Source organism: Pseudomonas tolaasii NCPPB 2192, from assembly GCF_002813445.1.
Classification (GTDB): domain Bacteria; phylum Pseudomonadota; class Gammaproteobacteria; order Pseudomonadales; family Pseudomonadaceae; genus Aquipseudomonas; species Aquipseudomonas tolaasii.
Window position 1 is genome coordinate 1,776,055 of sequence record NZ_PHHD01000001.1, and the last position, 25,443, is coordinate 1,801,497.

Annotated in this window: 22 protein-coding genes; 11 read left to right on the forward strand and 11 right to left on the reverse strand. The window is 61.5% G+C overall.

What is annotated here, in order from left to right; translation table 11 throughout:
• Positions 1-147: 147 nt before the first annotated feature.
• Together ATI14_RS08160 and ATI14_RS08165 are read left to right on the forward strand one after the other, a co-directional pair.
• Positions 148-2,085, forward strand: a complete 1,938-nt coding sequence (locus ATI14_RS08160) for a RecQ family ATP-dependent DNA helicase (RefSeq protein WP_016972198.1) — start codon at positions 148-150, stop codon at positions 2,083-2,085.
• Between the two features lie 23 nt (positions 2,086-2,108).
• Positions 2,109-2,540 carry an acyl-CoA thioesterase gene (locus ATI14_RS08165; RefSeq protein ID WP_016972199.1) on the forward strand — a complete coding sequence of 144 codons (432 nt, stop codon included), beginning with the start codon at positions 2,109-2,111 and terminating at the stop codon, positions 2,538-2,540.
• A gap of 148 nt (positions 2,541-2,688) precedes the next feature.
• Here ATI14_RS08165 and ATI14_RS08170 read toward each other — a convergent pair whose 3' ends face one another.
• From ATI14_RS08170 to ATI14_RS08185, 4 genes are all read right to left on the reverse strand, one after another.
• Positions 2,689-3,168, reverse strand: a complete 480-nt coding sequence (locus ATI14_RS08170) for a glycine zipper domain-containing protein (protein ID WP_016972200.1) — start codon at positions 3,166-3,168, stop codon at positions 2,689-2,691.
• A 261-nt stretch (positions 3,169-3,429) separates the two neighbouring features.
• Positions 3,430-5,778 (reverse strand): FdhF/YdeP family oxidoreductase, encoded by a 2,349-nt coding sequence (locus tag ATI14_RS08175; RefSeq protein WP_016972201.1) that lies wholly within the window; start codon positions 5,776-5,778, stop codon positions 3,430-3,432.
• Entirely contained in the window at positions 5,775-6,614 is an 840-nt protein-coding gene (gene fdhD, locus ATI14_RS08180) for a formate dehydrogenase accessory sulfurtransferase FdhD (protein WP_016972202.1), read from the reverse strand. Before fdhD ends, ATI14_RS08175 begins: the two co-directional genes overlap by 4 nt.
• Positions 6,615-6,711: 97 nt before the next feature.
• Positions 6,712-7,599, reverse strand: a complete 888-nt coding sequence (locus ATI14_RS08185) for a LysR family transcriptional regulator (protein ID WP_016972203.1) — start codon at positions 7,597-7,599, stop codon at positions 6,712-6,714.
• A gap of 130 nt (positions 7,600-7,729) precedes the next feature.
• Here ATI14_RS08185 and lysM point away from each other — a divergent pair, with 130 nt between their 5' ends.
• Entirely contained in the window at positions 7,730-8,170 is a 441-nt protein-coding gene (gene lysM, locus ATI14_RS08190; RefSeq protein ID WP_016972204.1) for a peptidoglycan-binding protein LysM, read from the forward strand.
• Between the two features lie 139 nt (positions 8,171-8,309).
• On the opposite strand, the gene yrfG is transcribed toward lysM, so the two are convergent.
• A complete protein-coding gene (gene yrfG / locus ATI14_RS08195) occupies positions 8,310-8,972 on the reverse strand; it encodes a GMP/IMP nucleotidase (protein ID WP_080520398.1) in 663 nt (220 codons plus the stop codon).
• Positions 8,973-9,059: 87 nt separating this feature from the next.
• On the opposite strand from yrfG, the gene nudE reads away from it, so the two are divergent.
• Both nudE and cysQ read left to right on the forward strand, forming a co-directional pair.
• Positions 9,060-9,626 carry an ADP compounds hydrolase NudE gene (nudE, locus tag ATI14_RS08200; protein ID WP_016972206.1) on the forward strand — a complete coding sequence of 189 codons (567 nt, stop codon included), beginning with the start codon at positions 9,060-9,062 and terminating at the stop codon, positions 9,624-9,626.
• Positions 9,623-10,459 (forward strand): 3'(2'),5'-bisphosphate nucleotidase CysQ, encoded by an 837-nt coding sequence (gene cysQ / locus ATI14_RS08205; RefSeq protein ID WP_016972207.1) that lies wholly within the window; start codon positions 9,623-9,625, stop codon positions 10,457-10,459. Before nudE ends, cysQ begins: the two co-directional genes overlap by 4 nt.
• Positions 10,460-10,567: 108 nt before the next feature.
• Here cysQ and ATI14_RS08210 read toward each other — a convergent pair whose 3' ends face one another.
• From ATI14_RS08210 to rfbB, 4 genes are all read right to left on the reverse strand, one after another.
• Positions 10,568-11,023 carry a thioesterase domain-containing protein gene (locus ATI14_RS08210; RefSeq protein ID WP_016972208.1) on the reverse strand — a complete coding sequence of 152 codons (456 nt, stop codon included), beginning with the start codon at positions 11,021-11,023 and terminating at the stop codon, positions 10,568-10,570.
• Between the two features lie 26 nt (positions 11,024-11,049).
• Positions 11,050-12,435: a sigma-54-dependent transcriptional regulator gene (locus ATI14_RS08215; protein WP_016972209.1), complete on the reverse strand. Its 1,386-nt coding sequence runs from the start codon at positions 12,433-12,435 to the stop codon at positions 11,050-11,052.
• Positions 12,432-14,240: a sensor histidine kinase gene (locus ATI14_RS08220; protein ID WP_016972210.1), complete on the reverse strand. Its 1,809-nt coding sequence runs from the start codon at positions 14,238-14,240 to the stop codon at positions 12,432-12,434. Before ATI14_RS08220 ends, ATI14_RS08215 begins: the two co-directional genes overlap by 4 nt.
• A gap of 61 nt (positions 14,241-14,301) precedes the next feature.
• Complete coding sequence (gene rfbB, locus ATI14_RS08225) at positions 14,302-15,384, reverse strand: dTDP-glucose 4,6-dehydratase (RefSeq protein ID WP_016972211.1); 1,083 nt, start codon at positions 15,382-15,384, stop codon at positions 14,302-14,304.
• A gap of 154 nt (positions 15,385-15,538) precedes the next feature.
• On the opposite strand from rfbB, the gene ATI14_RS08230 reads away from it, so the two are divergent.
• The 3 genes from ATI14_RS08230 to ATI14_RS08240 all read left to right on the forward strand — a co-directional run bounded on the left by ATI14_RS08230 (position 15,539) and on the right by ATI14_RS08240 (position 20,119).
• Positions 15,539-18,442, forward strand: a complete 2,904-nt coding sequence (locus ATI14_RS08230) for an aminotransferase (protein WP_016972212.1) — start codon at positions 15,539-15,541, stop codon at positions 18,440-18,442.
• A gap of 121 nt (positions 18,443-18,563) precedes the next feature.
• Positions 18,564-19,670, forward strand: coding sequence for an agmatine deiminase (gene aguA, locus ATI14_RS08235; RefSeq protein ID WP_016972213.1), 1,107 nt, complete (start codon positions 18,564-18,566; stop codon positions 19,668-19,670).
• Positions 19,671-19,906: 236 nt separating this feature from the next.
• Positions 19,907-20,119, forward strand: coding sequence for a hypothetical protein (locus tag ATI14_RS08240; protein ID WP_026083212.1), 213 nt, complete (start codon positions 19,907-19,909; stop codon positions 20,117-20,119).
• Between the two features lie 122 nt (positions 20,120-20,241).
• Here ATI14_RS08240 and ATI14_RS08245 read toward each other — a convergent pair whose 3' ends face one another.
• The gene (locus ATI14_RS08245; RefSeq protein WP_016972215.1) at positions 20,242-22,329 is read right to left on the reverse strand and encodes a TonB-dependent receptor; all 2,088 of its coding nucleotides are present in this window, start codon (positions 22,327-22,329) and stop codon (positions 20,242-20,244) included.
• Between the two features lie 410 nt (positions 22,330-22,739).
• Between ATI14_RS08245 and ATI14_RS08250 the strand changes: the two genes are divergently transcribed.
• Entirely contained in the window at positions 22,740-24,026 is a 1,287-nt protein-coding gene (locus ATI14_RS08250) for an OprD family porin (RefSeq protein ID WP_016972216.1), read from the forward strand.
• 60 nt (positions 24,027-24,086) lie between these two features.
• Here the strand turns inward: ATI14_RS08250 and ATI14_RS08255 are convergent, their stop codons facing one another.
• A complete protein-coding gene (locus ATI14_RS08255) occupies positions 24,087-24,290 on the reverse strand; it encodes a hypothetical protein (RefSeq protein ID WP_016972217.1) in 204 nt (67 codons plus the stop codon).
• Between the two features lie 233 nt (positions 24,291-24,523).
• Here ATI14_RS08255 and ATI14_RS08260 point away from each other — a divergent pair, with 233 nt between their 5' ends.
• Together ATI14_RS08260 and ATI14_RS08265 are read left to right on the forward strand one after the other, a co-directional pair.
• Positions 24,524-24,745 carry a tautomerase family protein gene (locus ATI14_RS08260; protein ID WP_016972218.1) on the forward strand — a complete coding sequence of 74 codons (222 nt, stop codon included), beginning with the start codon at positions 24,524-24,526 and terminating at the stop codon, positions 24,743-24,745.
• Positions 24,742-25,443: an SDR family NAD(P)-dependent oxidoreductase gene (locus ATI14_RS08265; RefSeq protein ID WP_016972219.1), complete on the forward strand. Its 702-nt coding sequence runs from the start codon at positions 24,742-24,744 to the stop codon at positions 25,441-25,443. The genes ATI14_RS08260 and ATI14_RS08265 overlap by 4 nt, the downstream gene beginning before the upstream one ends.

The window sequence follows — 25,443 nt, forward strand, 5'->3', positions numbered from 1 at the left end:
TTGCCTGAAGAATCCCACATCGGCCCTGGGCCATCCTTCAGCCTGTGTATCATCCTGTCTCTTTTTTTCCTCACGACCTTTCTCGATTCGCTGAGTGTTCCGGGCTATGTTTTTGAGCCAACTCAGCGGTCAATGGAGTGACAGCTTATGCACAACACCCTCCAACAGGTCTTTGGTTATCCACAGTTTCGTTTGGGCCAGGAAGAGGCGGTCAGCGCAGTACTGGCCGGTCGTTCGGCGGCCGCCATTTTCCCTACCGGGTCGGGCAAGTCCCTGTGTTATCAGCTGTCGGCGGTGTTGCTGCCGCACCTGACGCTGGTGGTCTCGCCCTTGCTGGCGCTGATGCAGGACCAGTTGGGTTTCTTGCAGCGCCACGGCGTTTCGGCGGGCAGTATCGATTCGGCGCAGAGTCGTGAAGACGCCAATGAGGTGATGGTCCGCGCACGGTCGGGTGAGCTGAAAATCCTGATGATTTCCGTGGAGCGTTTGAAGAACGAGCGCTTCCGTAACTTCCTGCAAAGTGTGCAGATCTCGCTGCTGGTGGTGGATGAAGCACATTGCATTTCCGAGTGGGGCCACAACTTCCGGCCCGATTATTTGAAGCTGCCGGACTACCAGCGTCAGTTCAATATCCCACAAGCGCTGCTGTTGACGGCTACAGCGACGCCCAAGGTAATCGCCGACATGCAGGCCAAGTTCGCCATTGCGCCGGGCGATGTGATCACCACGGGCTTCTACCGCGCCAATCTCAACCTGCTGGTTGAGCCGGTGGCCGGCGTGGACAAGCGTCGGCGTCTGATCGAATGGATGCGCGAGCGCGTCAATCAGCCGAGCATCGTCTATGTCACCCTGCAAAAAACCGCCGAGCAGATTGCCGAGCACCTGAACCGCAATGGCATTCAGGCCGAGGCCTACCACGCCGGTTTGCCACACGACAAACGCGAGGGTATTCAGCAGCGGTTTATGGGTGGGCGGTCTAACTGCATCGTGGCCACCATTGCGTTTGGCATGGGGATCGACAAAAGCGACATTCGCAATGTGGTGCACTTTGACCTGCCCAAATCCATCGAGAACTACAGCCAGGAAATCGGCCGCGCCGGGCGTGATGGTCAGCCCTCCGACTGCCTGGTGTTGGCCAACCGCGACAGCCTGAATGTGCTGGAAAACTTCGTGTATGGCGATACGCCGGAGCAAGAGGGCATTCTCCGTGTGCTGGAGGAATTGCAGGCGTCGAAAAATGAAGGGCAGTGGGAGTTCCTGCTCAAGTCGCTGTCCGATCACAGCAACATCCGCGAGCTGCCGTTGAAGACGCTGCTGGTGCAACTGGAACTCAAGGGCGTGATCGCGCCGCGCTACGCGTTTTATGCCGAATACCGCTTTAAATACCTGATCGAGCCCGAGGCGTTGCTGGCTCGTTTTTCCGGTGAGCGGCAGCAGTTCGTCGCAGCCATCATCCAGGTTTGTAAACGCGCCAGAACCTGGGCGACCGTTGATTTTGACGCGCTGTATCAGCAGCACAATGCCGAACGCAGCCGCGTGGTCAAAGCGTTGGATTACTTTCAGGAACAAGGTTTGATCGAGCTGGAAAGCAAGCAGATGACCGAGGTCTATAGCTTGCTCGATACCAACTTTGATCCACAGGCGCTGAGCGCCGAGTTATACACAGGCTTCAAGCAGCACGAGGTGGGCGAGGTGGCGCGTATTCATGCGATGCTTGATCTTTTTGCCACCGAACATTGTCTGGGCCGGCGTTTGGCGCAGTACTTTGGTGATGAAAATGCCCCGCAGCGTTGTGGACATTGCTCGGTGTGCCACGGCCAGGTCGCTCACCTTCCACCGCCGCCGGGTTTGCCACCGCTTGTGGATAAAAACTTCATGGGGCTGTGCGGTGATTTTATCCACAGGCATCATGAAACCACTGGGGATTTGCCCGGTGCGGAGCGCCTGACGCGGTTCCTGGGCGGTATCAGCGTGCCGCTGTTCACCCGGCTGAAAGCGCGGGGCATTCCGGGTTTTGCTGCGCTGGAAGACTACCCGTACGCTGACGTGCGCGACTGGGCCGACGCCCATTTGAATGACCTCTGAACCTGAATTCGCGAGACCTGCCCATGCCTGATTCAATGCCTCAACGCGGGGATTACCTCCACTTCCAGCCGATCATCACGCGCTGGCACGACAATGATGTGTATGGCCATGTGAATAACGTGACCTACTACAGCTTCTTCGACACGGCGGTGAATACCTACCTGATTGAAGAAGGCGGGCTGGATATTCATGACGGCGAGGTGGTGGGGTTTGTGGTGAGTTCGGCGTGTGATTATTTCGCGTCGATCGCCTTTCCGGATCGCATCGAAATCGGCTTGCGGGTGGGCAAGCTGGGCAACAGCTCGGTGCAGTATGAGCTGGCGGTGTTCAAGGCCGGCGAGCAAGACGCCTGCGCGGCGGGGCGTTTTGTGCATGTGTTTGTGGATCGGGCGTCGAACCAGCCAGTGATGATTCCGGGGCTGTTGCGCGAGGCGTTGGAGCGGTTGATGGTCTGACCCCGATCTCGTGAACCATTAAGATCAAATGTGGGAGCTGGCTTGCCTGCGATTGCGCAGTGTCAGGCGACATTTGTAAACCTGACCCACTGCCATCGCAGGCAAGCCAGCTCCCACAGGGATTTGTGCTGTGCTTTAGACCGCTGGCTTACCGGTGATGACGGTGATGCTTGTTCTTGCGATGCCCATAGGCATGCCCGCGGCCACGGTGGTCATCACGGTCATAACGGCGGTTATCACGCCCGCGATAGCGACGGTCGTCGTCATCACTCTTGTTGCCCATATAGTTGCCCAGCGCGCCACCTGCGCCGCCGCCGGCAGCTGCGCCAATCAGGCTGCCGGTGCTGCCGCCGACACTGCGGCCCACTACGTTGCCGCCGGCTGCGCCCAGTGCGCCACCAATGGCGGCTTCGCCACGGCTGCGTTTGTCAGCGCCGACTGCGCTGCCGCCCGCGCCGCCCAGGGCTGCGCCGATGGCCGAACCGGTGTTGCCGCCAATTTGCTGGCCGACAACCGAACCCAGAACCCCGCCCAATGCGCCGCCCACACCGGCTTCGGTGGTGCCACCGGCCATGGCTGCGCCACTGACCAGGCCAAGGGACAACAAGAGAATCGAGGAGAACTTCATAGAGAGACCTCAAGAGGATGACGGCGCGATCCTGAGGTTGTATCGAGACGCTGACAATCGAAATCCGACCGGTGGCAGCAGTTGTATACAATTTGCTAAGTTGCTGTTTTGTATGGGGAACTTAAGTGGTTTTTGTGAGTCTCTTACTACTTCGGAACGGCCGCTTTTATGCAAAAGCGGCTTTTTTTGTGCCCGAGTAAAAGTGCGGGCACCGTAACCTTGTGGCGAGGGAGCAAGCTCCCTCGCCACAATGGGTTCTGCTCAGGCTGAGCGCGCCATGATCAAGCCATTGTCACTTGCCGCTTCCAGGCGAATCGCCACGAACTTCGACGTCGGTGTATGGCTGCCATCGCCCGTGCTTTCCAGCGGCACCAGTGGGTTCACTTCCGGGTAGTAAGCGGCAGCCTGACCCGCCGGAATATCAAACGCCAACAGCGTAAAGCCCTTCACACGGCGCTCGCGGCCGTCTTCCCACAGCGACACGATGTCGGCCTTCTGCCCCGGTTTGAAGCCCAGGCGGATGATGTCGGCTTCGTTGACGAACAGCACGTCTCGCTGGCCTTTCACGCCGCGGTAACGGTCGTCGAGGCCATAAATGGTGGTGTTGTACTGATCGTGGGAACGCATCGATTGCATGATCAGGTCCGGCACCTTGCCGGTGGCGTGGGTGCGTTCGTGGATCAGGTCTTTGGGCAGGATGTTCGGGCGGAAGTTGGCGCGACCCGACGGGGTGTTCCAGCGGCGTGCACCGGCCGCGTTGCCCAGGTAGAAGCCACCCGGATTCTTGATCTTCTCGTTGAAGTCCTTGAACCCTGGAATCGTGTCGGCAATCAGGTCGCGGATGCGCCCGTAGTCGGCCACCAGCCAGTTCCAGTCCACCGGCTTGCTGCCCAGGGTTGCGGCAGCGATACCGGCGAGAATCGCAGGCTCGGATTTCATGAATTTCGACAGCGGCTGCAGTTGGCCATTGGAGGCGTGCACCATGCTGAACGAGTCTTCCACCGTCACCGCTTGCGGGCCATCGGCCTGAATATCGATGTCGGTACGGCCCAGGCACGGCAGGATCAACGCATCTTTACCGTGCATAAGGTGGCTGCGGTTGAGCTTGGTGCTGATCTGCACGGTCAGGTCGCAATTGCGCAGTGCCTCGAAGGTGCGCGGGCTGTCCGGCGTGGCTTGGGCGAAGTTGCCGCCCAGGCCGATAAATACTTTGGAGCGGCCTTCGAGCATGGCGTGGATCGCTTCGACCACGTTGTGGCCGTTGTCGCGCGGTACCTGGAACTGGAAGCGACGCTCCAGCGCATCCAGGAATGCCACCGGCGGGCGTTCGTTGATGCCCATGGTGCGGTCGCCCTGCACGTTGCTGTGGCCACGCACTGGGCACAGGCCCGCGCCCGGGCGGCCGATGTTGCCGCGCAGCAGCATCAGGTTGGCGATTTCCTGGATGGTCGGCACCGAGTGGCGGTGCTGGGTGATGCCCATCGCCCAGCACATGATCACGTTCTTGCCTTTGGCGTACATGCGCGCCGCTTGCTCGATCTCGACCAGCGTCAGGCCCGACTGCTCGACAATTTCATCCCACGAGGTGTCGTCGATCTTGCCCAGGTAATCCAGCACGTTGGCCGTGTGCTCGTTGAGGAAATCGTGGTCGAACACGGCCTCCTTGCCTTCGGCCTGGGCCTGGCGCTCCCACAGCAGCAGGAACTTGGCCATGCCGCGCAAGATGGCCATGTCGCCACCCAGCGCCGGGCGGAAGTAGGCCGTATTGGTCGGTTTGTCGCCGTTGGTGAGCATCTCCAGCGGGTGTTGCGGATGCTGGAAGCGTTCCAGGCCGCGCTCTTTCAGCGGGTTGATGCACACCACCTGAGCGCCGCGTTTCACCGCCTCGCGCAGCGGTTCGAGCATACGCGGGTGGTTGGTGCCGGGGTTTTGGCCCCAGACGAAAATCGCGTCGGCATGTTCGAAATCGTCAAAGGTTACGGTGCCTTTGCCGACGCCTACGCTTTGAGCCAGGGCCACGCCGCTGGCTTCGTGACACATGTTCGAGCAGTCCGGGAAGTTGTTGGTGCCGTAAGCGCGCACGAACAACTGATACAGATACGCCGCCTCGTTGCTGGCGCGGCCCGAGGTGTAGAACTCGGCCATGTCCGGGTTGGGCAACGCGTTGAGGTGCTTGCCCACCAGGTCGAACGCCGCTTCCCAGCTGATGGGTGTGTAGCGGTCGGTTTCGGCGTCGTAGCGCATCGGCTCGGTCAGGCGGCCCTGGTATTCCAGCCAATAGTCGCTTTGTTCCAGCAAGGCAGTCACGCTGTGCTTGGCGAAGAAGGCCGCGTCCACACGGCGCTTGGTGGCTTCCCAGTTCACCGCCTTGGCGCCGTTTTCGCAGAACTTGACCATGCCGCTTTCCGGCGAGTCACCCCAGGCGCAGCCGGGGCAGTCGAAGCCGCCGTTCTGGTTGGTCTTGAGCATCATGCGCAGGTTTTTCAGCGCGTTGTCGCTGGTCAGCCAGGCCTGCGCCACGCTGATCAGTGCGCCCCAGCCGCCGGCCGGGCCTTTGTAAGGCTTGTAGCGCGGGGTTGGGGTTTGGTCGGCTTGGTGATGTTGGCTCATGGCTGGTTCTCCATCGCAGGGCTGTAAACCCGCGGCGCATTTTTCTGCGGCAGGTGGATGAGATTGAGGTTGTGCCGGCGGGCCCATTGCAGGGCGAGGCCGGTGGGCGACGACAGGCTGACCAGGGTCTGGATGCCGGCGCGCAACACTTTTTGGATCAGTTCGAGGCTGCAGCGGCTGGTAACAATCGCCAGGCCGCCGTCGGTCGGAATCTCTTGGCGGATCAGGGCGCCAATCAATTTATCCAGCGCGTTGTGCCGTCCGATGTCTTCGCGGCCCAGCAGCAATTCGCCCTGCCCGTTCATGAACACCGCCGCATGCACGGCGCCGCTGTACTGGCCAAGGGGCTGAAATGCGCTGATCCGCTGGCGCAGGCCATCGAGCCATTCGGCGGGCGGCAATGGCGCGCCGGGCAATACCTGGAGGTCGGGCAAGGCTTGCTCGACGGCTTCGACCCCGCACAAGCCGCAGCCGCTGGTGCCGGCCAGTTGGCGACGCTGCTGCTTGAGGTTCCAAAAGGCGCGGCTGGATATCTGCACCTGTGCGTATTGGGCCGAGCCGGAGCCGCTGAGTTTCAGGTCATAGATGTCGCTAACGTCGGCGATAATGCCGCTGCCGATACTGAAACCCACAATAAAGTCTTCAAGATCCGTCGGCGTGACCAGCATCACGGCCTGGCTGATATCGTTGTAAGCGATCGCCAACGCCACTTCTTCCGCCAAGGCTGTGCTGGCGACTTCGGTGTGTTCGAGGTTGCAATACTGATAGGTCTGGCTGGCGGCTGGCGCGGGCACTTCAGGGGCGGGCGCCGCGCAGGCAGGGCGCTTGGCGTTCATGGGGCAGTACCACCGACGGATTGATCAGTGTTTAGACTAGGCGCGACAAAGGGTCGCGTCTAATTGCCAGTACTGATCTACCGATAGATGGCGTCGATCAAGCGTCTTGCTGCGATTTTTGAAACAGCGCAAAACAGGCTTCCGCCAGTGCCGAGCGCGGCGCGCTGCGACGCATGATCAGCCCCAGGCGCGCGAGCGTGTGGGCTTCTTCGATCGGTTGCAGGCGCAAATGCTCGGTCAGTGCATCCAGGCCGCCGTCCAGCGGCATTACCGCGCAGCACAGGCCGCCATGCACGGCTTGTAACAATTGATGCACCGCGTCGGTTTGCAGCAACGGTTGCGGGTTGAGCCCGCGGCTGTGGAAGTTGTGGTCGATGGATTGGCGAAAGTGCATGCCGCTGGTGAGCATGCCCAGCGGCAGTTCGATCAGCGCTTCCCAGCTCAACGGTTTGTCACCGAAGCTGAAATACCGCTGGTCGTACAGCAGGCCCATGCGGGTTTCGCCGAGGGCCAGCGAGTCAAACCTTTCGTTGTCCAGCCGCTCCAGGTAGGACACACCCAGATCCAGACGGTTGCTCGCCAGTTGTTCGAGGATTTGCTCCGAGCTGAGTGCCGACAGCTCAAAGCGCAGGCTTGGGTGCTCTTTATGCAGTTGCTGCATCAAGGCCAGCGGGTCGAAGCTCGACAGCGGCACCACGCCAAGTCGCAAGGTGCCGACCAAATTGCCGCGACAGGCCGCCGCTTCGGCCTGCAAGCCGTCATAGGCCGCGAGCACGGTGCGCGCCCAGGCCAACACCCGTTCGCCCGGCGCGGTAAATCCTTCGAAGCGCTGACCTCGATTGACCAGCGGCAAATCCAGCTCCTCTTCAAGGTTGCGCAGGCGCATCGACAGCGTGGGCTGGGTGATGTGGCAACGCGCCGCCGCCTGGCCGAAGTGACGGGTTTCGTCGAGGGCGATGAGGAATTTCAGCTGTTTGATGTCCATCTTCGCTCCGGGCTTATTCCAATGGCGCAGGATTCTAGCGCGTTTGAGTCTTTGGTCGGGCTGGAACCCGGTTCGGCAGGACTGGTCTAGTCTTGGGTATCTGGAAACCAAACCCCAAGGAGAGCGCACTATGAGTCTATTTAGTTTTGTGAAGGAAGCTGGCGAAAAGCTGATCGATTTGCTGACGCCGGGCAATGCGAACGCGGGTGAGCAGTTGAAGGACCACATCTCCAAGGTCGGTCTGGGTAACCCCAATGTGCAGGCAACCGTGGAGGGCGACAAAGTTATCCTGACCGGTGAAGTGGCGACTCAGGAAGAGAAGGAAAAAGTCATTTTGGCGGCCGGTAACATTGCAGGTGTCGGCAGTGTGGAAGACAAGATCACCGTATCCGGGCCTGCTGTGACCGCTGCCCGATTCGTCGTGGTGAAAAAGGGCGACACCCTCAGTGCAATTTCCCTGGCGGTGTATGGCAACGCCAACCAGTACAACAAGATTTTTGAGGCCAACAAGCCGCTGTTGTCGCATCCCGACAAGATTTACCCAGGGCAGACGTTGCGTATTCCCGAGTAATTCACCTTTAAGCAGGTGTGAGTTGGCTTGTGTGGGAGCTGGCTTGCCTGCGATAGCATCACCTCGTTTTATTTGATGAATCGAGGTGCCTGCATCGCGGGCAAGCCCGACTCCCACATTGGCTTGTGTTCACATCGGTTTAGAGTCCGAGAATAAGCTCGCGGTAGTCATCCACTGCCGCAAACTCGCCCGTGTCCTTTGGCCCTTTCTTGCTGTCCGGTTCCTTCACTGCCAACAAATGCCCCACACCAAATTCCCTCGCGCTGCGCAGAATCGGCAAGGTGTCGTCGATAAACAAACTGCACGCCGGGTCGAAGTGCAGGTCCGCTTGCAGGGCGTCCCAAAAGTGCGGGCTTTCCTTGGGGAAACCGTAATCGTGGGAACTGATCAACCGCTCGAAATACGGAGCCAGCTCGATGCGTTCCAGCTTTAAGGACAGCGCGTCACGATGAGCGTTGGTGATCATGATCACGCGCTTGCCGGCCTTTTTGATTGCCGCGAGAAAGGTATCGGCGTCCGGGCGCAAGGCGATCAGGTGGGCGGTTTCCAGCTTGAGTTCGCGCACCGGAATCTTCAACTCGGTGCTCCAGAAATCCAGGCAATACCATTGCAACTGTCCGGCGTTACGCTCGAACAGAGGCTGCAACTCCATCTCGGCCATGGCGCGGCTGACGCCGTGCAGTTCGGCATAACGCTGCGGCAGGTGCTCCATCCAGAAGTGGTTGTCGAAGTGCAGGTCAAGCAGGGTGCCGTCCATGTCCAGCAGGACGGTGTCGATGGCGTGCCAGGGCAGAGAGGGCATGGGGCGTTCTCATGTAAGTAAAGATATCCGACACAGACAATCGGAAAAGCCACGGTATAGTAACCCGATCACGCCAAGGAGCCGCTTATGCGCCAGAAACCCACCGTCCTCGCCCGCGAAATAGTCGCCAGTAGCCGTTTGTTCCGCGTGGAGGAAGTGCAATTGCGCTTTTCCAACGGCGTTGAGCGAACCTACGAACGCCTGGTGGGCCGCGGTGCCGGTTATGGTGCGGTGATGATCGTGGCGATGATCGACGCCGACCACGCATTGCTGGTCGAAGAGTACTGTGGCGGGACTGACGAATATGAGCTTTCCTTACCCAAGGGGCTGATCGAGCCCGGTGAGGATGTGCTGGCGGCGGCAGACCGTGAACTCAAGGAGGAAGCCGGCTATGGTGCGCACCAACTGGAGCACATCACCGAGCTTTCGTTGTCGCCCGGTTATATGAGCCAGAAAATCCAGGTGGTGTTGGCCACCGATCTGTATGAAGAACGCCTTGAAGGCGATGAACCCGAGCCGATGCGTGTAGACAGGGTGAACCTGCGCGAGCTGTCGCAACTGGCGCAAAATGAGCAGTTCAGCGAGGGCCGTGCATTGGCCGCGCTGTACCTGGTACGAGACCTGTTGATCCAGCGTGGAGCGTTTGTCGCATGAGCGAATTGTTTTTAGGCCACCCTTTCATTGCCCCCGTAATCGAACTGGCGCGCCAGGCTGGCGAAGTGATCCTGCCGTACTGGCGGGCCGATGTGGCCGTCACATCCAAATCCGATGATTCACCTGTTACCGCCGCCGACCTGGCCGCGCACCATTTGATCCTGGCCGGGCTCACTGCACTCGACCCGAGCATTCCCGTGCTGTCCGAAGAAGACGCCAATATCGACCAGAGCGTACGCGCCGGCTGGCAGCGCTGGTGGCTGGTTGACCCGCTGGATGGCACCAAGGAATTCATTTCCGGCAGTGAGGAGTTCACCGTCAACATTGCCCTGATTGAAAACGGGCGCGTGGTGTTTGGCGTGGTGTCGATGCCGACCAGCGGGCGTTGCTACTTTGGCGGCGCAGGCCTGGGCGCGTGGCGTTCGGACGTGAAGTCAGCGCCCAAGCAGATTCAGGTGCGCCAGAGGCCGGCCGCGGGTGAGGCGTTTACCGTGGTTGCCAGCCGCCGGCATTCCAGCCCTGAGCAGGAGCGTTTGCTCGATGGTTTGAGTGAAGGCCTGGGTGAGTTGAAACTCGCGAACATCGGCAGCTCGCTGAAATTCTGCCTGCTGGCCGAAGGCAGTGCTGATTGCTACCCGCGCCTGGCACCGACGTCGCAGTGGGACACCGCGGCAGCCCAGGGCGTGCTGGAAGGCGCCGGTGGCGAGGTGCTGGAATTGAGCGGCGAGCGGTTCAGCTACCCGGCGCGCGCCTCGTTGTTGAACCCGTTCTTTTTGGCGCTGCCGGCGAAGGCGGCATGGCGTGAGCGGTTGTTGACGCTAGCCCGGTCATAAGCCGAGCGTAGATCAATGTGGGAGCTGGCTTGCCTGCGTAGCGGTGGTGAATTCACTAGCGATATCGCAGGCAAGCCAGCTCCCACAGTTGTTTCGGGGGTGTGGCGTTTAGCGGTGCAGGACGTATTGGCCGGTGAAAGTCACCGCGCGGTCTTCACTGTCTTTGTTCACAACCCAGGTTTCCAGCGTCAACCGTGCCCGGCCATAGCGCTTGTAGGTTGCCACAAACCGCTTCCACACCTTGTCTTCCGGGGCCGCGCAGATCGCGGTCGCATCCCGGGTGACCGGCAGCGGATAACTGATCTGCCCCTCCTGAATCACGATATGACCGTCTTCGATGCCTTCCTCGCGTAACTGCAAATGCAACCAGCCCCAGCCGGCCAGCACCGCGCCGCAATAGAGGCTGCCGCCAAACATGGTGCTTTTGTGGTTGATATTGGCCTGAAGGGGCAGGTGCAGTTGCAATTGCGCGTGTTGCCAGTCGAGCACGCTGAGACCCATTTCCCGGGTAAGGGGAATGTCGTGGTGGAGGATGGATTCCAGGTAACGGCTGTCGCGGTTCATGGGGGCCTCTTGGCGGGTGGGCGGGGTCATTCGTCGTCGGCACTGTGGCTGGCGCTGTCGGCAAAGTTCAGGCCGTGCTTGCGCAGTTTGTCGTGCAGGGTTTTGCGCGGTATGCCCAAGGCTTCGGCAAGGCTGCGCACCGAGCTGTGGGGGCGGGTCAGCTCGGCGGCGATCAGGCTTTTTTCGAACTGCTCGACCTGATCACTCAACCCCCCGGAAGTGGACGTCAGTACGCCCGCAGCCGGGTTGTCCGGCGAGTTGTCCAGTGCCAGTTCCAGCCCGAGGGCGAAACGTTCGGCGGCGTTTTGCAGCTCACGCACGTTGCCCGGCCAGCTATGGCGCAGCAACAGTGCGCGCTGGCCCGGTTGCAGTTCATGCAGCGGCAGGCCGTGGCGGCTGCTGGCTTCGTCGGCAAAGTGCTGGAACAGCATCAACGCATCTTCACCGCGCTCGCGCAGCGGCGGAATGCGCAGTGGCGCGACGTTGAGGCGGTAGTACAAGTCGGCCCGGAAGCGGCCCTGGTCGGCGGACTGGCGCAAGTCTTCCTTGGTGGCCGCAATGATGCGGATATCCAGCGGGATCAGCTGATTACCGCCCAGACGCTCCACCACCCGCTCCTGCAACAGGCGCAGCAATTTCACCTGCACGTCCAGGCTCATGCTTTCGATTTCATCCAGAAACAGCGTGCCGCCGTTGGCGAATTCGAACTTGCCGATGCGGCGTTTCTGCGCGCCGGTAAACGCGCCGGGTTCGTGGCCGAACAGTTCGCTTTCCACCACCGATTCGGCCAGGGCACCGGCGTTGATCGCCACAAACGGCCCGCTGCGCCGGCTCGACAAATCGTGCAGCGCGCGGGCAACCACTTCTTTACCGGCGCCGGTTTCGCCCAGGATTAGCACGTCAGCCTTGGTCGCGGCCAGCGCGCCGATCTGCTCGCGCAGGCGCAGCATTTGCGGCGAATGGCCCACCAGGCGCGTGCTCAATTGCTGACGGTCGCTGAGGGCCAGGCGCAGGCTGCGGTTGTCCAGCACCAGGCGGCGCAGGGCCAGGGCGCGGCGCACGCTGTCGAGCAAGGCGTCGCTGGCGAAGGGTTTTTCGAGGAAGTCATAGGCGCCGGCGCGCATGGCCTGCACGGCCAATGGCACGTCGCCGTGGCCGGTGATCAGCAGCACCGGCAGTTCCGGGTCCTGGCCATGCAGTTCGGCGAGCAGTTCCAGGCCGTCCATGCCGGGCATGCGGATGTCGCTGACCACCACGCCCGGCCAGTCCCGTGACAGGCGCGCGGTGAGGCCGGTGGCTTCGCCCAGGGTCAGGACTTTCAGCCCGGCCAGGTCCAGGGTCTGGCACAGCGCCTGACGCAGGTGTGGATCGTCGTCGATCAACACCACCTGAATCCCGTTATCGATACTCATACACTGCGGTCCTCGGACGGTTGCAGACTGACGCCCGGCGAGCCGGCACGCAGTTTCAAGGTTAACAGCGCGCCGCCTTCCTTGTGGTTGGCAAACAGCAGTTCGCCGCCGAACGCGCGCATGAGCGTGTCGCAGATGGCCAGGCCCAGCCCCAACCCCTGAGTACGCGTCTTGGTGGTGTAGAACGGCTCGCTGGCGCGGCCCAGGGCTTCCATGCAAAAGCCCGGGCCGTTGTCGCGAATGTACAGGTTGACGCCCTGTTCGGTGGTTTGGGCACTCAGCCAGAGTTTGCGCGGCGGGCCTTTTTCGGTGAGGGCGTCGAGGGCGTTGGCCAGCAGGTTGCCGAGGACCTGGCGCAGGCGGGTTTCGCCGGCTTGCACCCACAGTGTGGCTTCCGGCAAGTCGCGGATCAGCTCGACTTCCATCGAGCGCCGCCGCTTGGCCAGCAGTGCCAGCGCATCGTCCAGCGCCGGTTGCAGCGCCACGCTCTCCGGCGCGTGGCGGTCACGGCGGGCAAAGGCGCGCAGGTGGGCGATGATCGAGGCCATGCGCCCGGTCAACTCGCTGATCAGCTTGAGGTTGCCGCGTGCATCATTGGTGCGCTCGTGGTCGAGGAGGATTTCGGCGTTTTCCGCGTAGCTGCGAATCGCCGCCAGCGGCTGGTTGAGTTCGTGGCTGATGCTCGCCGACATGGTGCCCAGCGCCGACAGCTTGCCCGCCTGCACCAGGTCATCCTGAGCGCGCACCAGTTCCTGCTGGGCGTGTTCGCGCTCCAGCACTTCCTGTTTCAGGCGCCGGTTGAGGCCTTCCAGGTCGCTGGTCCGTTCGACTACGCGGGCCTCCAGCTCGCGGCGCGCCTTGGCTTCGAAGGCGATGCGTTCCAGGTAGTGGCGACGGCGCTGCATCATCAAGCCCAGCAACAGCATCAACACCAGCAAGGTGGCGCCGCCGACGGCGACCACCGTGCGCACCGGGCGGCTGATCAGCGAACGCGGCGCCAGAATCTCCACCGTCCAGCCGGTTTCGGCAATGGCGGTGGATTGGCGCAACCAGGCGGTGGAACTCAGGGCCAGCGGTTGCGGGTCGCGGGTTGGGTAGGGCTGGATTGCGATGATGGCCTGGCGCTCTTCAGCGGTCAGCGGCCGGGTCGCGCGGAAGCGCCATTGCGGGCGTGAAGTCAGGATCACCACGCCGTTGTGATCGGTCACCAGCAGTTGCTCGGGGGTGTTGCCCCACAGGCTTTCGGTGTGATCCAGGTCGACCTTGACCACCAGCACACCAATGATTTTCTTGCCTTCGCGCACGGCGGCAGCAAAAAAGTAGCCGCGTTTGGCCGAGGTGGTCCCCAGGCCGAAAAACCGCCCGAGGCGCCCGGCCATGGCTTCGCTGAAATAGGGGCGGAACGAGAAGTTGCGGTCCACAAAACTGTCTTGCTTGTCCCAGTTCGACGCGGCGAGGGTCTTGCCGGTGGTGTCCATCAGGTACATCACTTCCACCCCGGCCTGGGCGGCGACATCCTTGAGCAGCAGGTTGGCGTTGGTCAGGTTGGTGCTCACGTGCGGCGCGTCCAGCGCCGTGCGCAGGGCGGGCAGGTCGCCGAGGATCTGGGGCAGCACTTCATAGCGGTGCAGGGTGCCCAGCAGGTTGGCCACGTACAGGTCGAGGGTCTGGCGGTTCTGCCCGGCCAGTTCGCTGCGGTAATAGCGCTCGGCCAGATGCTCCAGCGGCCACAGCAGCGGGGCCAGGCACAATGCCAGGAGGGCGAGGCTGCGCCAGCGGGGTCTGCGCGGGAGGGATGGAGTCATGGGAGTCATGCGCCTGTGGGTACAGGCGCATTATGCCTAGCTGCGGGGCGGGTTGCCTTGGTTATGCGAGCAGGTCTTTGGGTTCGGTGTTGCCCAGGCGTTCGCCCTGATAACTGCCGTCCTGCACGCGGCGGCACCACTCCAGGTTGTCGAGGTACCACTGCACGGTCTTGCGCAGGCCGGTTTCGAAGGTTTCTTCCGGCACCCAGCCCAGTTCGCGTTCGATTTTGCCGGCATCGATTGCATAGCGCTGGTCGTGGCCCGGGCGGTCTTTGACGAAGGTGATCAGGTCGGTGAATTTTTCCACGCCGGCCGGGCGTTGCGGCGCCAGTTCTTCGAGCAGGGCGCAAATCCCGCGCACCACGTCGATGTTCTTCTGTTCGTTGTGGCCGCCGATGTTGTAGGTCTCGCCGACCTCGCCTTCGGTCACGACCTTGAACAGGGCGCGGGCGTGATCTTCGACGAACAGCCAGTCACGTACCTGCAAACCGTCACCGTAGACCGGCAGTGGCTTGCCCGCGAGCGCATTGAGGATAACCAGCGGGATCAGTTTTTCCGGGAAGTGGAACGGCCCGTAGTTGTTCGAGCAGTTGGTCAGCAGCACCGGCAGGCCGTAAGTGCGCTGCCAGGCGCGAACCAAGTGGTCGGAGGCCGCTTTACTGGCCGAATATGGCGAGCTTGGCGCGTAGGGCGTGGTTTCGGTGAACAGGTCGTCCACGCCGTGCAAGTCGCCGTACACCTCATCCGTGGAGATGTGATGGAAACGGAACGCGCTTTTGGCCGGTTCCGCCAGCGTTTGCCAGTAAGCGCGGGTGGCTTCCAGCAGGCTGTAGGTGCCGACGATGTTGGTCTGGATAAAATCCGACGGGCCGTCGATGGAGCGGTCGACATGGGACTCGGCTGCCAGGTGCATGATCGCATCAGGCTCAAAGCGTGCCAGCACGGCGCTGACGGTGGCCTGGTCGATGATATCGGCCTGGACGAACTCGTAGCGGCTGTTGGATGCGATGCTGGTCAGCGATTCCAGGTTGCCGGCGTAGGTGAGTTTGTCGAGGTTGAGCACCTCGTGCTCGGTGTGTTGAATCAGGTGGCGAACCAGGGCGGAGCCGATGAAACCGGCACCGCCGGTGATGAGAATGCGCATGTCGAGAGCCTTTTCCTTAGACGGACATTGAGCGAAAGGGGCATAGCTTGAGTTGTGAACCGGACGGGTGCAAGTGCCGCAAGCGTGGGGGGTTGATTAACGGCCCGGAACAATGGCGAGATACACCCCTGAAAAAAACACCGAGGTCGCCACAATGTTGCTCGCCACGCTGATCCATCGTGCCAGTCTGCCTTGCCCGCAAGTGGGCCCTGATCAGGCGGCTCAATTGCTGCAGCAACATTACGGGCTTACCGGAAGTTTGCAGTCGCTGGGCAGCCAGCAGGACCTCAATTACCGCATCGACACCGAACATGGCCGGTTTGTGCTGAAAATCTGCCGGGGTGATTACGCCGCCGTTGAACTGCAGGCTCAGCACGCCGCGCTGCATGACCTGCGCGACAAGGTGCGCGTGCCCAAGGTCATCCCCGCTCAAACGGGTGAAGAACTGCTGACCGTGACGGTGGACGGGCAAACCCTGCACCTGCGGCTGCTGGACTATATCGACGGCCAGCCCCTGACCCACGTGCCGCATCTGGGCCGCGATGTGATCGCAGGTTTTGGCGAGCTTTGCGGGCGGATGAGCGGTGCGCTGGCGAATTTCCGGCACCCGGGCCTCGACCGCACCCTGCAATGGGACCCGCGCCACGCCCAAGCGCTGATCAAGCACTTGCTGACCAACCTGGAAAACCTGCCCCATCGCGCCGCGCTGGAACAGGTGGCCGGGCAGGTCGAGGCGCGCATTCAGCCGTTGGCGCAGCACTTGCCGTGGCAGGCGGTGCACATGGACATCACCGACGACAACGTGGTTTGGCAACGCGATGCCGAGCGCCGCTGGCAACTGCAGGGTGTGATTGATTTCGGCGACCTGGTGCACACTTGGCGCATTGCTGATCTCTCGGTGACCTGCGCGGCGCTGTTGCACCATGCCGAAGGCGACCCATTTGCCATCCTGCCGGCGATTCAGGCGTGCCATGCGGTCACGCCATTGCTGCGCGAGGAGCTGCAGGCGCTCTGGCCGCTGATCGTCGCCCGCGCGGCAGTGTTGGTGTTGAGCAGTGAACAGCAGCAACGCCTGGACCCGGGCAACGCCTACCTGTTGAAAAACGCCGAGCACGAGTGGGAAATTTTCCATGTGGCGACATCGGTGCCGTTTGAGTTGATGGACGCGGCGATTCTGCGCTGCGTCGGTGAAACGCTGGCGCCGGTGGCCGATCAGGACTTCGCCCCTTTGTTGCCTGGCCTGGTGGGGCGTGAGTTTGCGCTGATCGATTTGGGTGTGCTCAGCCCGCATTTCGACGCCGGCAATTGGGAGCACCCGGGTATCGACCGGCGCCTGCTGGATGAAGCGGCGACGGTGCACGGGCTGGCGGCCAGCCGGTACGGCCAATATCGCCTGTCGCGCACCCGCCCTGACAGTGCCGTGGAACCTGAGACCTTTGCTCTCCACGTAGAATTGCATTTGCCCCACGGCACGGTGCTGGAAGCCCCGTTTGCCGGGACCTTGCGTTACGGCGCCGATGGCCATTTGTGGTTGCAGGGCGCGGATTTGAGCGTGCGGCTGTGGGGCGTAAACACCACGTTGAAACCCGACGCGGTGCTGGTGAAAGGGCAAGTTGTGGGCGACGTGCATGCGCCGCTGACTGTGCAGCTTTGCCGCGCCGACCTTGAGCCGCCGCTGTTCTGCACGCCATCCAGCGCGCTCGCCTGGCAGGCGCTGTGCCCGTCGCCCGCGCAGTTGCTGGGGCTGGCGTGTGATGCTGAGCCGGAGCTGGACCCCGAAGCCTTGCTGGCGCGGCGTGATGCCAGTTTCGCCCGCTCACAGAAGCACTATTACGCCGACCCGCCGCGCATTGAGCGCGGCTGGCGCAACCACCTGATCGACATGCAAGGCCGTTCCTACCTCGACATGCTCAACAACGTGGCGGTGCTGGGCCACGGCCACCCGCGCATGGCGGCCGTAGCGGCGCGGCAATGGTCGTTGCTCAATACCAACTCGCGCTTTCACTACGCGGCCATTGCGGAGTTTTCCGAGCGCCTGCTGGCGTTGGCGCCCGAGGGCATGGACCGGGTGTTCCTGGTCAACAGCGGCACCGAAGCCAATGACCTGGCGATCCGCCTGGCCTGGGCCTACAGCGGCGGGCGCGACATGCTCAGCGTGCTGGAGGCTTATCACGGCTGGTCGGTGGCGGCGGACGCGGTGTCCACCTCGATTGCCGACAACCCGCAAGCGCTGAGCAGTCGCCCGGATTGGGTGCACCCGGTGACGGCGCCGAACACCTATCGCGGTGAATTTCGTGGGCAGGACAGCGCCCCGGATTACGTGAGAAGCGTGGAGCACAACCTGGCGAAAATCGCCACCAGCGGGCGCCAATTGGCCGGTTTCATTTGTGAGCCGGTGTATGGCAACGCGGGCGGTATTTCCCTGCCGCCGGGTTATTTGCAGCAGGTGTACGGGTTGGTGCGCGCTCGGGGCGGCGTGTGCATCGCCGATGAAGTGCAGGTGGGCTATGGCCGCATGGGGCATTTCTTCTGGGGGTTTGAAGAGCAGGGCGTGGTTCCGGACATCATCACCATGGCCAAGGGCATGGGCAACGGGCAGCCGCTCGGCGCGGTGATTACCCGGCGCGAAATCGCCGAAGCGCTGGAGGCTGAGGGGTATTTCTTCTCGTCGTCCGGCGGCAGCCCGGTCAGTTGCCGGATCGGCATGGCCGTGCTGGATGTCATGGCGGAAGAAAAACTGTGGGAAAACGCCCAGGTCGTGGGCGGGCATTTCAAGGCGCGGCTGGAGGCACTGATTGACCGCCACCCGCTGGTCGGTGCTGTTCACGGCTCCGGTTTTTATCTGGGCCTGGAGCTGGTGCGCGACCGGCACACTCTGGAACCGGCCACTGCAGAAACCATGCTGCTGTGCGAGCGGCTGCGCGAACTGGGTATTTTCATGCAGCCGACCGGTGATTATCTGAACATCCTCAAGATCAAGCCGCCGATGGTCACCTCTAAACGCAGTGTGGATTTCTTTGTCGACATGCTGTCGAAGGTGCTGGATGAGCAATTATGATTAATCGATTGTTATCGACTAAAGTCTGTAACATTCGTCATTCATGATCTTTTCTCGCTTTTAAAGCCGATTTTTATCCGTTATAAAGTCGGCTTTCACCCCATTCGGAGCCCCGATTGCCATGACCACCCTGCACAGCACACCCCGCGCCGATGGCTTTTACATGCCCGCCGAATGGGCGCCGCAAACCCAAACCTGGATGATCTGGCCCGAGCGCCCCGACAACTGGCGCCTGGGCGGCAAGCCGGCACAGGCTGCGCACGTGGCGGTGGCCAAGGCCATTGCGCGTTTTGAGCCGGTGACGGTCGCGGTTTCCGCCGGCCAGTACGAAAACGCCCGTGCGCGTTTGGACGTGCCGAATATCCGCGTGGTGGAAATGTCCAACGACGACGCTTGGGTGCGTGACACTGGCCCGACGTTCGTGATCAATGACAGCGGCGAAGTGCGCGGCGTGAATTGGGACTTCAACGCCTGGGGCGGCTTTGACGGCGGCCTGTACGCGCCGTGGAACCGCGACTCGCAGGTGGGCGGCAAGATTTTGGAGATCGAACGCGCGCCGCGTTACCGCACCGAAGGCTTTGTGCTTGAGGGCGGTTCGATCCACGTTGACGGCGAAGGCACGGTGATCACCACTGAAGAATGCCTGCTGAACCGCAACCGCAACCCGCACCTGGACCGCGCGGCCATCGAAGCCATCCTCGGCGACCACCTGGCGGTGGACAAAGTCATCTGGCTGCCGGACGGCCTGTTCAACGACGAAACCGACGGCCATGTGGATAACTTCTGCTGCTACGTGCGCCCCGGCGAAGTGTTGTTGGCCTGGACCGACGACGCGCAAGACCCGAACTACGCACGCTGCCACGCCGCCCTGGACGTGCTGCAAAGCAGCACTGACGCCAAAGGCCGCCCGTTCACGGTGCACAAAATGCCGATTCCAGGCCCGCTGTACGCCACCGAAGAAGAGTGCGCAGGCGTTGACCCGGTCGACGGCTCCCAGGAGCGTAATCCGACCGTGCGGTTGGCCGGTTCCTACGTCAACTTTCTGATCGTCAACGGCGGCATCATCGCGCCGAGCTTCGACGACCCACTGGATGGCGAGGCCAAAAAGATCCTGCAGAACCTGTTCCCGCAGCACGAAGTGGTGATGGTGCCGGGCCGCGAACTGTTACTGGGTGGCGGCAATATTCATTGCCTGACACAACAGCAACCCGCCCCGCACAAAAACTGAGTGCAGTTGTAACAGCTGCCTGCGTAATGGCGTAAAGCCACCTTTTGTCGGGCGCTCACAGCAAGCCCGCGGCCCAGCAAGGTCGCGGGCTTTTTTGTGCGCCAATGCCCGTAAACACGGGACTTTGGCATAGCTCTTGTATCGTTGATGCAACAGTGACTCACGGTAAGAACCGCGCAGTTCTGTCACAAACCTTGAGTAAGTTAGCCGCTCACGCAGCAGGAGAGAGCGCTGAAATGAATGCCGATATCAACCTGATCTACACGCGCACGTTCCACCCGATGCGGGTCAACGGTGATGCGATCCAGGCACTGGCGCAGTGGTTGAAGGCAAACGGCTCGCGACAGGTGCGCAGCGCTGACCTGCGCAGCGTGATGAGTGAGCGTTACCCGGCGGGGTTGTTCACGGAGGATGAAGTGAAAGCGCTGTGTGAGTTGATGCACAGCTGAAAAACAACGGGATCAAAAATGTGGGAGCTGGCTTGCCTGCGATAGCGGAGTATCAGCTGGAAATCATTGGCTGACACTCCGCTATCGCAGGCAAGCCAGCTCCCACATTGTCGGTGTTTTGTTTAGAAACTGTAGGTGCCGGTGACGACCAGGTTACGTGGTTCGCCCGGCTGGATCTGTGCCGCACTGGTGGCCGATTCGTAGTAGTGCTTGTCGGCGATATTGTTCAGCGCTGCGCGCACGTCCCATTCCTTGTGGCGGAACCCGGCCAACGCATCCCAACGGCCATAACCCGGCAGCATCACGGTGTTGAGGTTGTCGGCATAACGGTCGCCCACCAGGGTCAAACCGGTTTCCGCGTACCAGCCCATTTCCGGTTTCCAGGTGATGAACAGGCTGCCATTGCGCTTGGCCACGTCGCTGACGCGCTTGCCCTCAAAGCCGTTATTGTCCTTCTCGACCTTGGCATCCTGCAGGCCGATGCCGCCGCGTACGTACCAGTTGCCAACGACTTTGCCGGTGGCGGTCAGCTCCACGCCGCGTGAGCGTTGCATGCCGGTGAGCAGGGTGACGGTGCGGTCCAGCGGGTCGCTGGTGCGGCGGTTGTAGAGTTCCAGTTCGTACACGGCGAGGGTGGTGCTCAGGCGCTCGTCGAGCCAATCGCTTTTCACGCCGATTTCCTTTTGCCGGGTCAGCTCCGGGCTCAGGTCATTCACGCTGCCGGCGGCGTTCGGGGTGATGCCGATCAAGCCACCGCCGGCCGGCGAGAAGGTTTTGCTCCACGACGCATAAAACGAATGGTGTTCCAGCGGCGTCCACACCAGGCCGACGCGCGGGCTCGTGCTGTGGCTTTCGACGGCTTGGCGGGTGTTGAGCAGTTTGTTGGTGGTGTCCACTTCAAAGTGGTCGTAGCGCAGGCCTGCCAGCAGTTGCCATTGATCGTTGAGGCGCAGTTGGTCCTGCACATACAGCGCGCGGCTCTCGACTTCGGTGTGGTTGTTGCTCGAGGCGCTCATGCGCCCGGTGTGGCTCAAGTGGCGATCAGGATTATTGAGGTCCACGCTCGGCACGGCCTGGCCGCCACGGTTCACGGCGGTGGCGGTGTACAACTTCGGATCGCGGCGCTGGCTGCCCAGCTCAAGGCCGGTGAGCAGGCGGTGTTCCAGGCCGAAGGTGTCGAAACCGCCTTCCAGCTCGAGGTTGTTGAAAACATTGCGGGTGGTCAGGTCCTGCTGCCAGCGCTGGCGCGTGACCTTGTTGGTTTTTGTGTCAACGCCGGTCTGGTAAGTGTTGTCGAAGTCGCTGTCGAGCTTGAACACGCCGAGGGTGTGGCGCAGTTGCCAGTTGGCGTTGAGTTCATACGCCAGTTTGGAGCGCAGGGACTGGGTTTTATCGTCGATGTAGTCGCGGTTGTCGAAGTAGGTGGTGCCGCGGCTCACATCGGCCGGGCGCCCGTTGACTCCCGGAATGCCGCGATCGGGCGTGCGGTCGTAGCGGCTGTATTCGTACTGCACCAGCCAGTTCAGGTCGGGGCTGAGCTGCCAGCTCATGGACGGCGCGAACAGCTTGCGGTTGCCGCTCACGCCGTCACGGAAGCTGTTGTTGTCCTGGTTACCCATGTTCAGGCGCAGGCTGATGTCGTCGGTCGGGTCGGTGCTGAGGTCGGCGTACAGGCTGCGCAAATCCTCGCTGCCGCCCTGTGCCTCAATGCTGGATTTGCGCCCGGCCTGGGGCAGTTTGCTGACGCGGTTGACGATGCCACCCTGGCCGCCCCGCCCGTAAAGCACGGCGGCCGGGCCTTTGAGCACCTCGATGCGCTCGATGTTGTGCAGGTCGCGCACGTATTGGCTGTCGTCGCGGATGCCGTCGAGGTAGAAGTCGTTGCTCGCGTCGAAACCGCGGATGCGCAGGCTGTCGAAGCGCGTGTCGGCACCGCTGCTGACGTTGGGAATGCCGCTCAACGCCTTGCCCAGGTCATTGGTGCCGTAGGCGCGCAGGCTTTCGGTCTTTACCGCGTCGATGGCCTGGGGCACATATCGCACTGAAGTCGCGGTGCGGGTGGCGGTGTTGGTGTCCCTGACGCGTGGGTCATCTTCATCGGCTTCGGCGCTCACCGAGGTTTCGGGCAGGACCGTGGCAGCGCAGGCGAAACCGGCAGACAGCAGAAAAGAAAGCCCAAGGGTGATGGGCGTCAGGCGAGAGGCAGTCATGGAGGAGCGTATCCAAAAAGGTTGGGATGGAAATTGCGCGCGAATGGTAATGCTTTGCATTTACGCGCGTTATCTATTCCCAAACATGCCTTCAAGTAAAATGTTACTTAATGTGTTTACGGCGGATTTCGGAGGGGTTCGCAGGCTTTAACGCGGGCGTCAGAGACGGTGGCTTAGACGTTTTTCGCCTAAATACAGACGATTCACGAAATTGACACATAGTTCAACGCGCGCATAGGATTGCGCCCAACGCCTGTGGCTAACCGCCATGACTCATCCAATAAAAAAAGGCCCGCGGCAGTTCAGTCGTCCGCGGGCCTTCTTTTTTCCGGAAAAAGTCGACACCAAAAAAGCGACACGGAGCTTGGTGTCACAGCGCGTACTCAACCAGTAATAAGGAATATAAAAAAATGTTGAAACAACGGATGAGTCTGATCGCTCTGGGGATTTTGAGCGCATCGACAGTCATGGCCAACGACCAGGAGCAATCCAAGGGTTTCGTTGACGACAGCCACCTGAACATCGCCGCACGTAACGCTTACATCAGCCGCGATTACAAAAACGGCAAGCAAGATAAAGCCGAATGGGGCCAGGGCTTCATCGGCAAGTTCGAGTCCGGCTTCACCCAAGGCACCGTCGGTGTGGGTGTGGACGTGATCGGCCAGTACGCCATTCGCCTGGACGGTGGTAAAGGCCGCAGCGGCGCAGGCGGTATCGACTTCTTCAAACAAGGCGACAGCGGTGAAGCCGCCAGCGACCTGGCCAAGGGCGGCGCAGCCGTCAAGGCGCGTATCTCCAACACCGTGATCAAGTACGGTCAGCAGATGCCGGCCGTGCCGGTGCTGCAGTACGACAACTCCCGCCTGTTGTCGGAAACCTACGAGGGCACCTCGATCGTTTCCAAAGAGATCGCCGGCCTGCAACTGGACGCCGGTCACTTCACCAAGGAAGCGCGCAAGAGCGCTGAAGGCAGCGACAGCGGCCGCCTGAAGAGCATCGACTACATTGGCGGTAGCTACAAATTCACCGAAAGCCTGTCGGCCGCGCTGTATGCCTCCGACATGCAGGACGTGCTGAAGAAGCAATACGTCAACGTCAACTACGTGCTGGCGCTGCCAGAGAAGCAGTCGTTGACCTTTGACTTCAACGGCTACAAAACCAAGCTGGACAAGAGCTTCGCCCTGGAAAACCAGGGTGACGCCGACGCCCGCGACAACAAAATCTGGAGCCTGGCCGCGACCTGGGCTGTTGGCGCGCACAGCTTCACCCTCGCTCACCAGCGCAGCACCGGCGACACCGGCTACCTGTACGGCGGCTATCGCAACGCTGGCGGTATCGGTGACGGCGGCAATACCATCCTGCTGGCCAACTCCTACTGGTCCGACTTCAACGGCAAGGACGAGCGCTCCTGGCAAGCGGGTTACGGCATCGACTTCGCCACCTTTGGCGTACCGGGCCTGACCTACAACATTGCCTACGTGCGCGGTACCAACATCGACGACGGCAGCGGCCGTGGCGATGGCACCGAGCGTGAGATCTGGAACCAGTTCAAGTACGTGGTCCAGAGCGGTCCGGCCAAAGACCTGAGCCTGCGTGCTCGTGCGTCGTGGTTGCGCGTTTCCAACAACGCCAGCAACTACAACGTAGGCGGCAACGAAATCCGTCTGTTCGCCGACTACCCGATCAACGTTTTCTAATTGATCCGGTCATAAAAAACCCCGACCTGGTCGGGGTTTTTTATGCCTGGGGTTCTCAGTTCAGTTCTGCGGACGCTGTTTGGTGGCGTCCAGCTCGGCCTTTTTCGCCGTGCTGATTTCGGTGATTTTTGCCGACTTCTCAATCGCCATGTTGAACGTGGCTTCCATCTTGGCGATCGCCGAATCGGCATTGTTGGTGCTGCCGGAACCGCTGGTTGCCGGTGGCGGGCTGCCGCCGCCGCAGGAAGGAGGAACGCACGACATAGGAGCTCCTTGCATCACGAAGATGCGCGTTGAAAGGGGGTGGGGAACACGAGGGGATGTTACTTAGCCAGTACTGCCGCAGGGTGTGAAATCTTGTGGAAGTGCCGTGAACACTTGTTACACCGCATCACTAATGAAGTACTCAAAACCCCATTTATCCCGCCCCGGCGCACGCCTAAATTGGCCCCACTGCCGGCCCATCATCCCGAGGGCCGACCGCTGGAGTTATCGCCATGCCCTTTGTCAGCCTGCGTATCACCCGTGACGGCGTGACCCCGGAGCAAAAAGCCCGGGTCATTGCCGAGTTCACCGACACCCTCGAGCGCGTACTCAACAAACGCCCGGACCTGACCCATATCGTGATCGAAGAAGTCGACACCGATAACTGGGGCTACGCCGGCCTCACCACCACCGAATACCGCAAGTCCCAAGCCCCTGCCGGAGAAGCATCATGAGCAAAGTCGTCATCATCACCGGCGCGTCCCAAGGCATCGGTGCCGCCGTGGTTCAGGCCTATCGCGCGCTGGATTACCGGGTGGTCGCCACCTCGCGTTCGATCCAGCCGTCCACCGATCCGAACATTCACACCGTGGCCGGCGACATATCCGACGCTGCCACCGCCCAGCGTGTAGTCCGCGAAGCCTTGGCCACCTTTGGGCGCATCGACAGCCTGATCAACAACGCCGGTATCTTCATTGCCAAACCCTTCACCGCTTACACCCCGGACGACTACGCCAATGTGCTGGCGGTCAACCTCAACGGCTTCTTCTACATCACCCAACTGGCCTTGGCCGAGATGGAAAAGAACCGGGCAGGCCACATCGTCAACGTCACCACCAGCCTTGCTGACCACGCCATCGACGGCGTGCCCTCGGTGCTCGCCAACCTCACCAAAGGCGGGCTCAACTCGGCGACCAAATCCCTGGCCATCGAATACGCCAAGCGCGGTATTCGGGTGAACGCCGTGAGCCCCGGCATCATCAAGACGCCCATGCACGGCGAAGAAACCCACGCGGCGCTGGGGCAATTGCACCCGGTCGGGCACATGGGGGAGGTAAGCGATATCGCCCAGGCGATCATCTACCTGGAGAACGCCGGGTTTGTGACCGGCGAGATTCTCCACGTAGACGGCGGGCAAAGCGCCGGGCACTGA

Coding starts and splice junctions, on each gene's coding strand:
- cysQ (WP_016972207.1), top strand. CDS start 9,623: ATGAGCGAATTGTTTTTAGGCCACCCTTTCATTGCCCCCGTAATCGAA.
- ATI14_RS08215 (WP_016972209.1), bottom strand. CDS start 12,435: ATGAGTATCGATAACGGGATTCAGGTGGTGTTGATCGACGACGATCCA.
- rfbB (WP_016972211.1), bottom strand. CDS start 15,384: ATGCGCATTCTCATCACCGGCGGTGCCGGTTTCATCGGCTCCGCCCTG.
- nudE (WP_016972206.1), top strand. CDS start 9,060: ATGCGCCAGAAACCCACCGTCCTCGCCCGCGAAATAGTCGCCAGTAGC.
- ATI14_RS08230 (WP_016972212.1), top strand. CDS start 15,539: ATGTTGCTCGCCACGCTGATCCATCGTGCCAGTCTGCCTTGCCCGCAA.
- ATI14_RS08265 (WP_016972219.1), top strand. CDS start 24,742: ATGAGCAAAGTCGTCATCATCACCGGCGCGTCCCAAGGCATCGGTGCC.
- ATI14_RS08260 (WP_016972218.1), top strand. CDS start 24,524: ATGCCCTTTGTCAGCCTGCGTATCACCCGTGACGGCGTGACCCCGGAG.
- ATI14_RS08160 (WP_016972198.1), top strand. CDS start 148: ATGCACAACACCCTCCAACAGGTCTTTGGTTATCCACAGTTTCGTTTG.
- ATI14_RS08210 (WP_016972208.1), bottom strand. CDS start 11,023: ATGAACCGCGACAGCCGTTACCTGGAATCCATCCTCCACCACGACATT.
- aguA (WP_016972213.1), top strand. CDS start 18,564: ATGACCACCCTGCACAGCACACCCCGCGCCGATGGCTTTTACATGCCC.
- lysM (WP_016972204.1), top strand. CDS start 7,730: ATGAGTCTATTTAGTTTTGTGAAGGAAGCTGGCGAAAAGCTGATCGAT.
- ATI14_RS08245 (WP_016972215.1), bottom strand. CDS start 22,329: ATGACTGCCTCTCGCCTGACGCCCATCACCCTTGGGCTTTCTTTTCTG.
- ATI14_RS08165 (WP_016972199.1), top strand. CDS start 2,109: ATGCCTGATTCAATGCCTCAACGCGGGGATTACCTCCACTTCCAGCCG.
- ATI14_RS08220 (WP_016972210.1), bottom strand. CDS start 14,240: ATGACTCCATCCCTCCCGCGCAGACCCCGCTGGCGCAGCCTCGCCCTC.
- ATI14_RS08175 (WP_016972201.1), bottom strand. CDS start 5,778: ATGAGCCAACATCACCAAGCCGACCAAACCCCAACCCCGCGCTACAAG.
- ATI14_RS08255 (WP_016972217.1), bottom strand. CDS start 24,290: ATGTCGTGCGTTCCTCCTTCCTGCGGCGGCGGCAGCCCGCCACCGGCA.
- ATI14_RS08170 (WP_016972200.1), bottom strand. CDS start 3,168: ATGAAGTTCTCCTCGATTCTCTTGTTGTCCCTTGGCCTGGTCAGTGGC.
- ATI14_RS08250 (WP_016972216.1), top strand. CDS start 22,740: ATGTTGAAACAACGGATGAGTCTGATCGCTCTGGGGATTTTGAGCGCA.
- fdhD (WP_016972202.1), bottom strand. CDS start 6,614: ATGAACGCCAAGCGCCCTGCCTGCGCGGCGCCCGCCCCTGAAGTGCCC.
- ATI14_RS08240 (WP_026083212.1), top strand. CDS start 19,907: ATGAATGCCGATATCAACCTGATCTACACGCGCACGTTCCACCCGATG.
- yrfG (WP_080520398.1), bottom strand. CDS start 8,972: ATGCCCTCTCTGCCCTGGCACGCCATCGACACCGTCCTGCTGGACATG.
- ATI14_RS08185 (WP_016972203.1), bottom strand. CDS start 7,599: ATGGACATCAAACAGCTGAAATTCCTCATCGCCCTCGACGAAACCCGT.